General features: G+C 42.0%; 8 protein-coding genes. 1 reads left to right on the forward strand and 7 read right to left on the reverse strand.

The genetic code is table 11. From position 1 onward, the window contains the following. Positions 1-100: 100 nt before the first annotated feature. From J5A55_RS05705 to J5A55_RS05725, 5 genes are all read right to left on the reverse strand, one after another. Positions 101-2,251 (reverse strand): GH92 family glycosyl hydrolase, encoded by a 2,151-nt coding sequence (locus J5A55_RS05705; protein ID WP_004384356.1) that lies wholly within the window; start codon positions 2,249-2,251, stop codon positions 101-103. A gap of 720 nt (positions 2,252-2,971) precedes the next feature. Further along, positions 2,972-5,068 carry a glycoside hydrolase family 20 protein gene (locus J5A55_RS05710; RefSeq protein WP_004384354.1) on the reverse strand — a complete coding sequence of 699 codons (2,097 nt, stop codon included), beginning with the start codon at positions 5,066-5,068 and terminating at the stop codon, positions 2,972-2,974. A 57-nt stretch (positions 5,069-5,125) separates the two neighbouring features. Continuing rightward, a complete protein-coding gene (locus tag J5A55_RS05715; RefSeq protein WP_039851563.1) occupies positions 5,126-7,384 on the reverse strand; it encodes a GH92 family glycosyl hydrolase in 2,259 nt (752 codons plus the stop codon). 151 nt (positions 7,385-7,535) lie between these two features. Then, on the reverse strand, positions 7,536-8,510 hold the full coding sequence (locus J5A55_RS05720) for a glycoside hydrolase family 130 protein (protein ID WP_004384352.1): 975 nt from the start codon (positions 8,508-8,510) through the stop codon (positions 7,536-7,538). 316 nt (positions 8,511-8,826) lie between these two features. Next, positions 8,827-9,072, reverse strand: coding sequence for a hypothetical protein (locus J5A55_RS05725; protein ID WP_004384351.1), 246 nt, complete (start codon positions 9,070-9,072; stop codon positions 8,827-8,829). Between the two features lie 579 nt (positions 9,073-9,651). Here J5A55_RS05725 and J5A55_RS05730 point away from each other — a divergent pair. Next, positions 9,652-11,208 carry an IS1182 family transposase gene (locus J5A55_RS05730; protein ID WP_211802923.1) on the forward strand — a complete coding sequence of 519 codons (1,557 nt, stop codon included), beginning with the start codon at positions 9,652-9,654 and terminating at the stop codon, positions 11,206-11,208. A 221-nt stretch (positions 11,209-11,429) separates the two neighbouring features. On the opposite strand, the gene J5A55_RS05735 is transcribed toward J5A55_RS05730, so the two are convergent. Next, positions 11,430-12,167: a hypothetical protein gene (locus J5A55_RS05735; RefSeq protein ID WP_004384346.1), complete on the reverse strand. Its 738-nt coding sequence runs from the start codon at positions 12,165-12,167 to the stop codon at positions 11,430-11,432. A 191-nt stretch (positions 12,168-12,358) separates the two neighbouring features. Then, positions 12,359-13,312 (reverse strand): PDDEXK-like family protein, encoded by a 954-nt coding sequence (locus J5A55_RS05740; RefSeq protein ID WP_234396094.1) that lies wholly within the window; start codon positions 13,310-13,312, stop codon positions 12,359-12,361. Between the last annotated feature and the right edge of the window lie 101 nt (positions 13,313-13,413).

Here is a 13,413-nt window from a genome sequence, read left to right on the forward strand (position 1 = left end):
TTAAGTAATTAAAGGTCGATACCCATGACTCGCCAAAGGCTTTCAATGACATAGAGTCATGCGTATCGGATAGGTTATTTTACTATAGTTTGATCATTGCCTAAGGGCGATCTGATGGCTTAACACCGAATTGTGAAGGCTTATTCCCCATAACAAATTCGAGTGTTCCCCCACGTACTATATCCTTGAAATCAATGTAAGAACGAGTATAAGGCTTGCCATTCAACTTCGCACTTTGTATATACTTATTCTCGGAACTATTGTTATGCGCAACTACGCGGAAGGTCTTTCCATTACCAACATTCAATGTTACTTCATCGAAGAGTGGCGATCCAAAGACATAACGACCACCAGCTGGATCAACCTGATAGAAGCCTACCGAAGACAGGATATACCATGCTGACATCTGACCAACATCCTCATTTCCACTCAAACCATCAAAGTCATCATGATACAAGTTAGATAATACATAACGTATCTTGTCAGCCCCTTTCCAAGGTTGCCCAACATAGTTATACATATAGAGAATGTGGTGACTTGGCTCGTTACCATGCGCATATTGACCAATTAAACCAGTAATGTCTGGTGAGGCATCAGCACCCATATCACCATTGACAATGAACAGGGAATCGAGCTTTGAGGCGAATGGTTTCTCACCACCAAAGGCAGCTACTAGCCCGTGAACATCATGTGGAACTAACCAAACATACTGCCAAGCATTACCCTCAGTATAGTCATCCTGACGATGAACAGTGCTGAATGGATCGAATGGCTCACGGAACTTATGGTCGGAAGTAACGCCTCTCATGAACTTTGTTTGCTTATCGAAATAGAAGTCACGATAGGACTGGCTACGCTTGTAGAAGTACTTGTAATCCTCTGTCTTACCCAACTGCTTGGCAAGTTTGGCTATACAAGCATCAGCGAGCGCATACTCTAATCCCTTAGCAACCGTCTCCTTCTCTGGGTCGAGATCACAAGGAATATAGCCGTACTTCTTCAATAGTCCCATACCTCGTTCATCTCTCATTGCAGAGGCTTTAACCGCTTCGAAGACAGCCTTCTTATTCACATTAAATCCCTTCAGAGCAATGTCAACAAGTACAGGAACACCAGGATTACCCACCATACAGTCTGTTTCATTACCCATCAAGTGCCAAACAGGGAGTTTACCTTGCTGCTTGAAAATATGTAGCATTGTCTCCGCAAGATCACGTTGCATCTCTGGTTGAATAAGCGTCATCAAGGGGAAGGCTGCACGATAAGTGTCCCACAAAGAGAAGGTGGTGTAATCAGTAAAATCACCCTTATGCGTCTTACCATCTGCCCCACGATACTCTCCATTCACATCACTAAACACTGAAGGGGCTATCATCGTATGATAAAGTGCCGTATAGAATATACGTTTCGCACGCTCGTCCTGTGTCTTAATTGCAATCTTACTTAGCTCACGATTCCAATCGGCATTCGCTTTAGCCACAACACTTGCAAAGTTCCAACCAGGAAGCTCCTGTTGCAGATTCTTTCGAGCATTCTCTACGCTAACAGCAGATATACCCACCTTCACTAAAAGCGGCTGATTGGTTGAGACAACAGAGAATATTCCTATGGTATCACACTCATTCTCTTCAAGTTTAACAGGCTCAGAAAACTCCGCAATGAAGTAAACTCGCTGGTCTTTAGCCCATCCCTCAGACATTCGGAATCCTGTAATGGTCTTATCTGACTCCTGTTTGAACTTGCAAGAAGTCATCTTATCCCATCCAATCCCTTGTGCAAGATTCAAGGCTATATAACCTTTCGTAGCATCTGCGGGGAATGAGTAACGATGAAAGGCTACACGTTGGGTTGCGGTCAACTCTACCCTAATTCCTGAAGCTAACATCACCGAATAATAACCAGGGCGGACATACTCTGCTTTATGCGAGAACTTCACTTCACGCTGTGAAGGGTTGGTCATAGGTAATAGAGAGACATCACCCAAGTCGCCAATACCCGTACCACTAAGGTGCATCTGACCGAAGCCAATCACCGTAGAATCGCTATAATGATAGCCTGAACACCAATCCCAACCTTGTTTCTTTTGCGTTGGACCTGCTTGAATGTTACCAAATGGAACATTAGCACCCAGGAAGACATGACCATGACCACCTGTACCAATGAAAGGATTCACATACTGCGTGTAGTCTTGCGCACTAACAGAGAAGATCGTTGCCAGTGCTACAGCAGCAGTCAAAAAGATTTTCTTCATAAAGTTATAAATACTGTTTATGATGACAGAATGACTCTACTCCGCATTGGGAGTTCTACTGTCTATGATTGAAAAGAATATTCACTTACTGAACGGGTACATAGAGAGAGCCATAACGGAATATCCTTTACGAATAAAAGAGAGGTAATATTTCTGCTCACTAACTTACTGATAAAGTTTAAGTTATAATCCCGTTGGACTAATTAGGCTGGCTAGTACCACTGTTTTAAGTTATATTGATGAGACAAATTTAGCAACTATTAATGACATATCAAAACATTTCAATAACAAATGTCATTGCATAGTATAAAAATGGGAGAGCAAACGATACGAAAAGGAGATGCCATAGAGGGGATATAGCTCCGCCGACTCCTATAGTATCATTGAGTATCATCAGGGTGATACTGGAGTATCATCAGGGTGATACTGGAATATCATCAGGGTGATACTGGAGTATCATCAGGGTGATACTGGAATATCATCAGGGTGATACTGGAGTATCATCAGGATGATACTGGAATATCATCAGGGTGATACTGGAGTATCATTAGGATGATACTGGAATATCATTAGGATGATACTGCAGTAACACGTATGTGTCAAGTTTGCATATCATGCGATTGCGAAAGGCTTATAACGCATGAAGGCTTGGCACTCTTCATGCCAAGCCCTCATTTCCTTTAGATAGGATCGTCGATTTAATAGTATGAAATACTACCTTTACTTCCTATTAATGATGATTTCATCCGTGAACAGCCATGCGTCCTTTTCACGCGAGGTGGCTTTCAAACGCACATAACGCGCCTGTACCGAACCCTTCCAGCGATAGGGATAAACAAGGTAGTCGCTGTTTGTCTTGATACCAGGGAGCGTCTTATCTATTGTGGTAAAATTCTTTCCATCCTTTGAAACAAGTAGGGTTATGGTGTTAGGAACATAGATGACAGCCTCCAGCTGGTGCATGAAGTTGGCTTCCACATCCTTGATATCAGTTACCTTCCCCATGTCAACAATCACGTCAACGCCTGTGCTATCTATGAAGCCCTGCCATCTTCCCTCAAGGTAGCCCCAGTCGCCACACAATCCATTGGTCAGCGTACTATCGCCTTCTGCACGATATTTCTCAGCGTATCGACCGAGATAGGTTACGGGTTTACCCAAACCTTCATGCTGCACGATGGAACGGCTTTCAGGGCGTGCGCCTTTCTCTTTTCGAATGTCGAAAGCATTATAGCCAGCACGTTTGAGCGCATCAGTTGCCGTAATTACTCGTTGACGGAAGTCGGCATAGCCTGTACGCTGCTTCGTCCATCCCGTCTCGGCTAATGCAAGCAATCGGGGGTATATCATATACTCTAAATGGTCAGGTTTCTCTATGAATTCCGTCCATACACAACCCTGTACACCATCGATATATTTCTCCAAAGACGTACCCTTATAAGCCGCTGGGATAGGGTCATAGTTGTAAGTCTTCTCCAATCTCGTATATCCTCCTTGCGCCTTTGGTTCCGTCATTGGGTCGTCCTGATACATATTCAAATAGCAGAACTCTTGCGGTGCCATGACTACGTGATGTCCACTCTTAGCGGCAGTCAATCCTGCTTCAGTGCCACGCCATGACATGACAGCGGCATTGGGGGCTAAGGTGCCTTCCATGATTTCATCCCATCCGAGGAGCTTTCTGCCATTATCGTTAAGGAAGCGTTCTATGCGGTGAGTGAAATGACTCTGTAACTCGGCTACGTCCTTTAGATGATAGTCCTTCATCACCCGCTGACAATCGGGACAGGTCTTCCATGTGCGACGTTCAGCCTCATCGCCTCCTATGTGAATGTACTTTGAAGGGAAGAGTTGCATTACCTCTTTCAATACATTCTCCATGAAGGTATATGTCTGTTCTTTCCCTACGCATAAATCTGATTGAGTATAGGGCTTACCCGTACATGACAACTCAGGGTAAGCATAGACAACCTCATCACTATGCCCAGGCATTTCAATCTCTGGTATGATGGTGATATGGCGTGCAGCGGCATAATCGACAATCTCTTTAATGTCGTCCTGCGTGTAATAGCCACCATGTATATTCATTCCCTTCCAACATACAAGGCGGCTAGGATCAGGCGTATAATGGCGGTTCTTCCCGTTCCACCACTTCGTCCAGTCAGATTCTGTTCTATAGGCAGTCTCCTCTGTTAAGCGTGGATATTGCTTCACTTCCATGCGCCATCCGCCGCCGTCAGTGAGGTGCCAGTGGAATCTGTCGAGCTTGAAGTACGCCATAGCGTCCAGTTGCTTCTTGATTTCATCACTCCACCAGAAGTGTCTTGAGCAGTCTATCATCAGACCACGATAAGCGAAACGGGGTGTATCTGTTATCTTTACACAAGGAATCTGGCGGTCCTTCTCCAGCTGTCGCAGTGTTTGCAAACCATAGAAAAGTCCCATAGGAGTTCTCGCCTGTATGGTCACTGCTGTTGGGGTAACATTTAACTCATACCCTTGTAGGCTTACGCTATCTGCCGCCATCGCCGCCTCCTGTTCCGTACCAGTACAGATGAGGCACAAAGGTACATCAGCAGCAGGGTTCTTTACGGATGAGAACGGGATATTCATTACATCTGAGGTGTACTGATTCAATATCTTGAAGTCCTCTCCTTTAAGATTGGTCACGCCTTGTAGCCCCTTAGCCAATGTGAAAGTGCCTTGCTGACGAGTGATACTCTCGGGTTGAGGGATAATGCTCTGCGCACTGACAGGTTGTGTGATTGACGCTGATAACAGCAAGAATGCTGCGCCTATAAATACTTTTTTAATCATGAATATAGTATCGTTGTGGTGGGATATACGATAGGAATTAGCCTCGAATGACCCACCTTATTTCTTTAAATAAAACTTTAATACTCCGCCCTTCAAGAGCTCTTCATTACTAATGCGATATTGGTTCCACGGCTTACCACCTAATTCCATCTTACTGATGATAACGTCATCGGGATTAGGGCGCACTGCCTCAATGACGAGCTTGTCCCTACCCCACTGCACCTTATCCAGACGGATGGTTACCTTATCAAAGACGGGGGATGTGAGGGTGTAATAGGGTTCACCAGGGCAATCTGGATAGAATCCTATCATATTGAAGACTGCCCAAGCTGACATGGTTCCCGTATCGTCATTACCAGGAATGCCTTCTGGCGCATTCTTGAAATATTCCTTCAAGAGTCTGCGTGTCTGTACCTGTGTACGCCATTCGTCACCCTTGAAATATGAGAAGAGGTAAGGATAAGCAATATCGGGTTCATTGGCAGGGTCGTAATATCCCTTATCAAAGACGCTCTGTAACTTATCGACGAATGACTTCTGACCTCCCATCAGCTTTGCTAAGCCTTTCACATCATGTGGCACATAGAACGAATAGTTCCAAGAGTTGCCCTCGTGGAAGCCAGGTGACGGCTCGAAGTTCTCGCCCTGCTTAGGGTCAAAGGGCTTATAGAAGCTACCATCGGGCATGATGGGGCGGAATACGCCATACTCCTTGCTGTAATAATGGCGATAACCTAACGAGCGATCATAGAAGAGTTTGGCGTCAGCTTTCTTGCCTAAGGCAGCTGCTAAACGTGAAAGCGCATTATCTGCAATGTAATATTCCAGTGCGTGAGAGACCGAATTATCATATTGTTCGTGCAGGGCAACATAGCCTTTCTGCATGTACTCATCATTATCTGGGCGCAACGGATTATCACTGCCTTTCGTTAGCGCAGACTTACGGAAAGCCTCGTATGCCTTATTGATGTCGTAACCACGCAAGCCCTTGAGCCACGAATCGGTGATGACGGGAATCGCTGGGTCGCCTTCCATGGTATAAGTCTCGCGACCAAAGAGTTCCCACTTCGGCATCCATCCATGTTCGTCATACATATCAATCATTGTACGAATCATATCATGCTGACGTTCTGGGTAAACCAACGTAAGCAACTGATGCACGTTGCGGTAAGTGTCCCAAAGTGAGAAGACGGTATAGCGGTTGCCCTCTTTTATGGTGCGAATATCGTTGCTCTCCATTGCTGGATATTGCCCATTGACGTCTTGTAGGATGTTAGGATGGATGAGGGTATGGTACAAGGCGGTATAGAAGATGGTGCGTTCCGTCTTCGTGCCTCCTTCAACGAGGATACGAGAAAGGTCATCATTCCACTGCTTGCGAGCGACATTGTAGATGTCGTCAAAGTTCTTTCCATGCTGTTCGGCATTGAGATTCTCTCGTGCATTTGCAATACTGACAAATGACACGCCCATCTGTACTTCTACTTGCTCGTTGGCTTCCGTATCGAAGTTCATCCATACTCCTATATCATCGCCCGATAACTCTTTCTGATACTTCTTATAGAGCTTATACTTGCCATTGTCTGCATCCCATTCCGCCTCAACGCCTGTCATAGCACGTTGTTTCTTCCAATAACCCGACTCTAAAGGCTTTTTGCTTATGCGCATAACGAAGTAGATTGGGAACACTGCCTGTGGGTTATAACAGAAGGTTCCTTGTAACTTCATGCCCTCAAACTCGGTATCGCTTACCTTCCGCACCATGGCTCCTGTCTCATTCGTGAGCCCTTCGCCTAAGTTCAACAAAACGTGGCTCTCGCCTTTGGGGAACGTAAAGCGAGCTATTGAGGTGCGCGGTGTTGCGGTTACTTCGGTCTTGATGTCGTATTTGGTAAGATGGTTCGAGTAATAACCAGGATGGGCTACTTCCTTATCGTAAGTGCTACCATAGTTCTTATAGTCTACATCTAACTTCCCCGTCGTTGGCATAAGCAACAACGAGCCCACTTCTGGGCAACCTACGCCACTAAGGTTCACATGAGAGAAGCCTGTGAAATAGACATTATGATATTCATAAGGTGTTGACCACCATCTTGCATCCTTATCATACTTATTCAAGTCGGAACCCATCACATTGAAGGGAACGACTGACATCAAACCATTCGGGCACACAGCACCGGGGTTGGTTGTTCCGAAGTTGGATGTTCCAATAAAAGGATTAACAAGATCAACGGGTTCCTCGCCTGTCTTATCTGCCGCTCTCAAGGATAGAAAAGATAAGGAAATAAGGATTCCCAATAGGAGTTTAGGTCTCATAAAAAACATGCAGTTAATAGTTATTGCTGCCATGGCACATGAATGAAAAGGACTATGGCGAGCCTATATGAAAATGACTACGCACATCTCTGACATTATATGATAATACACCGAAGATGTGCGTAGCTCTGTCTTACAAGTAGGTTGATACTTATAAGATGCTATTGTTCTTTGTAAATTCAACAATCTCTTTGATATAGCCGAACGCCATACCAACGACGGTATCAGCTGCACCATAATATACAGCGACACGCTCGCCATCCTGCAAAGCAGCACATGGGAATACTACATTTGGCACGTCGCCTTGTAACTCATACGTAGCTGCTGGAGCCAATAGGTAAGGACGAGTGCGATAGAGCACCTTCTCTGGATTATCCTTATCAAGGATAGCTGCACCCATTGAATAGCGGAAACCATTACAAGTGTTGATTACGCCGTGATAGAACAAAAGCCAGCCCTCATCGGTCAAGAAAGGAACAGAACCAGCACCAATCTTCGTACACTGCCATGCACTCTCTGGGAAAGGAGTAACCTTCATCACGCAACGATGTTCGCCCCAATACTTCATGTCAGGGCTGAAGCTGATATAGATATCCCCGAAAGGAGTATGACCATTATCGCTTGGACGGCTCAACATCGCATACTTCCCGTTAATCTTCTCTGGGAAGAGTACGCCATTACGATTGAATGGCAAGAAAGCATTCTCACACTGATAGAACTTCTTAAAGTCGAAGGTGTAAGCAATTCCGATCGTTGGTCCATGATAACCGTTACACCAAGTAATCCAGTAACGATCCTCAATCCATGTAACACGCGGATCGTACTTATATTCCGAGTCTATCATCTCCGTGTTACCAGCCTCAAACGTAATAGGCTCGTGATTGATTTCCCAGTTGATACCATCCTTACTGAAGCCAGCGAAGATGTTCATCTGCACCGCCTTGTTATCGCAACGGAACACTCCAGCGAAGCCATCCTCAAATGGTACGACAGCACTATTGAAGATACTGTTTGATATTGGAATATGATAGCGGTCAATGATTGGATTCTTTGAATAACGCCACATCACATCCTTGCATCCAACAGGACGCTCCTCCCAAGGTAATATATCCTTAATACTTTTCATTATAAATAGTTTTATGTTTTTAGTTTTTATAAATGTCTATACATTATAAGTACAAGCAAAGTTAGCTTTTTACTTCAACAAAAGCTAAGTTTTTATCATTCATTAAATAGGAAAAACACTTCTTAACAAGTAGCGTTAAGAATATATTATTTAATCAAACAAACTTACTAAGAAAATAATAGTCGTAATTACCGTTTGCCCAAATCGCTCATTAGAGCCTACGCATATTTTAGTCTAATGACCGATTAAACTCTAACCCTATTCTGCATTTCTAATCATTCTATACGTGCAAAGTGTTTTACATTCTCTGTTGACTTTAGGAGCTCCGCTTGATGATACCCATCAGTTCTTCAGCAGTTTCGTTTCCTTCCCACTTCCCCAAAAACTTATTAAGCATTTCTTCTGTATAGGCTTCGTCGGACATTTCTTTGCGTTCTTCCTCGAGTACAGAGTTAGTAAGTTTCACAGCTAAGCCCAACCGAATACTCTTACTCATCGAACGCAATGCGTTCCAATACATGCGTATCGTATTGTTCTCGATGTTTGTCATTGTGCCTGCCATAATTATACCTCCTGTTTATATTTTTCTGCAAAAAAAAACGTTTTCCTATGACAACTCCAAATCTACATCTTGGTTTTCACATTCTTATTACAACTGATAGGCGGAAGGAGCATTACACTATTACGCTTACAAGATAAGAGAATAACGAACCAAAAACCAACAATACTTTTATTTCAGTTTGCTGTCATTTTAACATTTAGGCAGAAACACCTGTAAACTAATCTATTACATCTTTATCCAGAGTAACAGAAGTGACAGGAAATTTATTATTAGAATCATATTCCGCCTTTGACAAGTTTAAGGGGACGGATATTTCTCTCTAAATATAATCTGTACTGAGTTTTATTGTGCGGATAAGGCAAAGAGATAGACCAACTCAAAAAGTCGAGCACTTTCTCTTCCATAGCCATATCGATAAAGTCACCGCAATGGACAATAGCATCGGCTGCAGGCATATCCGAGAGGGTGTGTCAAAATAGCCACACACTCTTTTTTATGTACAAAGCCCCGACTTTCTCAAGCCAGGGCTTTGCTATTTCCTAAAGTTTTTGTACCTTTAGGCATACAAAAAATCTCATTATGACAAAGGTACACTTTCGTTCTTACATACACAAGAAAATGATTCTTTTTCCTCAAAGAATCGATAAGGATATCGCAGAAGATAACCCTGTTCGTCTTTTAGACGCCTTGGTGGATAATCTTATATTGGATAATGTCTACAAGCTTTATAAGCCCAGTGGTCGCAAGCCTTATCATCCACAAATGATGCTCAAGGTGATTCTTTACGCCTATATGAATAATATCTATTCCTGCCGTCGTATAGAGTCGCTTCTCAAGCGTGACATTCATTTCATCTATCTGGCAGGATATGAGCAGCCTGATTTTATTACCATCAATCGTTTTCGTAATCGTGTGAAAAAGGAAATCAACAATATCTTCACACAAGTGGTATTAGTACTTGCAGCCAAAGGTTTGATAAGTCTTGACGTTGAATATATTGACGGCACAAAAATAGAATCGAAAGCCAACAAGTATACCTTCGTTTGGAAGAGAACCGTGGAAAAGAACCGCGCCAAGTTGCAGGAACAAATACGCACACTCTTGCTCCAGATTGATGATGTCATAGCGCAGGACAATGCTGCTAAAACAGAAGGTGTCGAGTTTACTGCAGCTCTGCTCGATGAGATATCCGAGGAATTGAACAAGTCTTTGGAATCAGCCCCTGAGCCTAAGACAAAAGAAGAGAAGCAGGCTGTTAGAACCAAGAAAAAACAGCTTAAAGAGCTTGAGAAGAAACGTAATAAACTCCAGGAGTATGACCAACACCTTGAGATTATGGGAGAGAGAAACTCCTACAGCAAGACCGACCCTGATGCCACGTTTATGCACATGAAGGAGGATGCTATGCAGAACGGACAGACTAAGCCTGGATATAATCTGCAGATAGCAACTGAGAACCAGTTTATCACCAACTTTGCACTCTATGCTAACCGTACAGACACGCTCGCACTTCCTTCTTTCTTGGAGTCCTTCAACTCACGTTACCATCGTTATGCCAAGACAGTCGTAGCCGATTCAGGGTATGGCTCCGAGGAGAACTATCTGTTCATGGACGTACATAATATGGAAGCCTATGTGAAGTATAACTACTTCCATAAAGAGCAGCATCCACGCTATACACCTAACCCATTCTGTCCTGCAAGCCTTTATTATAATAAGGAACAGGATTTCTACGTCTGCCCTATGGGACAGCATATGAAGCGTATAGGCATGAAGCGTTCCCTAACCTCTAATGGATTCGTTACTTACAGTGTACGTTATCAGGCAGAACGCTGTGATGGTTGTCCGTTGAGAGGCTCATGTTTTAAGGCAAGAGGGAACAGAATTATAGAAGTAAACCATCAACTACAGCACTATAAACAAAAGGCACGGGAACTACTGACCTCGGAAGAAGGCATCAAGCATCGAGGACGAAGGTGCATAGAACCTGAAGCTGTTTTTGGACAAACAAAATATAATAAAGTCTACAAGAGATTTAGGCATTTGGGAAAAGACAAGGTCAATATGGACTTTGCCTTCTTTGCTATTGCCTTTAACATAGGAAAAATGTGCAAAAAAATAATCTCAAGGAGCTAAAAGCTATTATGGAGGTACTTTTAGTCACCTTCAGATGCTCTATAGAAGTTTATATAAGCTATTGGAAGCCCAACAAATCATTTTATATGAAATTAGCGGCATAGCTGCAGTAAATAACGAATTATGCGGTAGATGAAGTAAAGAGGAGTAGAAAAGAGGATGTGTCCATTTTGACACACCCTCTGTATATCAGAGAATTGAAGGATTTTCATATCAGAGAACTATGAATTACCATTATCCCGCATAGGGTCCTCATCAAAACCTACAATATACTCTGTATGATGCTGACCACATTTAGGAGTAATTTGCCATTTGACTTCTACATTCTCTGGAAGTTGTTCAAAGAAAGAAGCCAACACCTTCATATCCTCCCTTAGCATATTTTCTTCTAAGCTTTGCAATTCTAACCCAAGCATTATAGTTCTAATATTATCACTATGTGATATGGGGGATATTGGGTAAATAGCCTGATCTAACGACGGAGCTGTTCCAGAAGTAATATAAGTTGCCAAACGAGCACACGTCCTAAAATCATTAAAGTCCATACTTATGATTCCTTTCGTTTCCATGAAATTATGGAAAAACATCAAAAAGTGAAAAATATTATCTTGCAAAGTATAATAGTGTGAGGTAAAAATATTGTAGAATTTCCACCTGTCCTTGAAAACTTTATACTGCGAAGTAGGGTGTAGGTCTAAAACAAAAATACTACCAACTAAACTATTATACTGTTTAATAAAGGCGTCTATTTCAGACATATATACTTCTGCATTGTCAGTAAAGACAAAAACAGCAAGGCATTCTAAAGGGCGTAAGTCATCTATATTATAAGTAACTATATCCTTATAAGGCTGCTGTAGACTGCTCAAAAACTCTGTAGCTTTATCACCAAAACAATGATAAGCAACAAATTGTGGATATGATTCCCCAAAATCCAGAAGTTGATTCAATTCTTCCATTTATTTCTTTTCTAAATCTTAATCTTTGAAACAATCTTCTATTTCTCTAATCTTATTCTTTATCCACTTTAACACTTCTTCTTTTCCAATTGCTAGATATTGAGCAGGATTATGCCAGTTATTAGCTGCGTTATCAGAAATCCAACTCCAACCGTAAGGGTATTCTGAGGTAGGTTCATCTGTAAAGCAATCTAATTTAGGTTGCAGCGGAATAGTCTTGTCCTCCGAAGCAACCGCAATCCACACTTCTTTCCAATAGGCTTTGTCTGTTTTAATAACAATAAAATGATTTTTTTGCTATTCAAACTTTTCCATAAAGCTCCATTGTTATCTTGACATTCGTTAAATCCAAGGTCTTTTAGGGGCTTAATTATATAGTCTCTTCTTAATTTATCTCCAATTTGTTCCTGTAACAGTAGCAATTCGGAAGTAACATCAATATTGTCAGACTTAATGGCTTCTTCAATAATACTTTTTTGATATTCTGTATCCATATCTTGATAAGTAAGTTGTTTAATAATTGTGATATAGTCTTTAATGGTGCGGTGAATAGGCTTTTGTGGATAAGTAGTCATTAACCTATCTAACATTCCTAATATATCCTGTGCATAGGAAAGTTTGATAAATTCAAAATGTCCCCCTCCCAATGAATCTGAAGACGGTTCACTACCATATAAAGTAAGATAAACTAATTTGAAATTATTTTCTCTAAACTGTTTCACTCCATAGTTATGGTATCGAAGTAATTGATTAGGTTGGTCACATGCGTAGATTTTATTTTCTATGATAATGCCATGCTTACCATCTTCAAGAATAATATCTATGCGACCTCCAGTAGTTTCTGTTACTTCACCTACATATCGTTCGGCAATACTCTCATTACAGTGTGTAATATAATTATCATCTACCTTTATAGCTGTAACAAGAAATTGCCTAAGGAATTCATTTCCCAAGCCATGGCTTGCTTTGGGATTGAATAATGTTGCAAGCAAACGTGAATGCAAGCGCATTTCGTCAGAGCATATATTCAATGCCGAAAACACATTAAAGTTTTCTCCTTCTTTTTCTTCTTTTTGAAGTCTATCTTGCTCTGCATTATGCATGTCTGACAATTTAGACAGTAGCTCTTTGATACTATTACTCATAATAAACATATTTTAGTTAGATTTTCCCTCCATCATCTTATTCAACTCTTCCTCCTCCGTACCCATATCTGTTAAATGCCCCACCTATCATTATGGTTTGT

The sequence above is a fragment of the Prevotella veroralis genome (assembly GCF_018127765.1).
Taxonomy (GTDB): domain Bacteria; phylum Bacteroidota; class Bacteroidia; order Bacteroidales; family Bacteroidaceae; genus Prevotella; species Prevotella veroralis.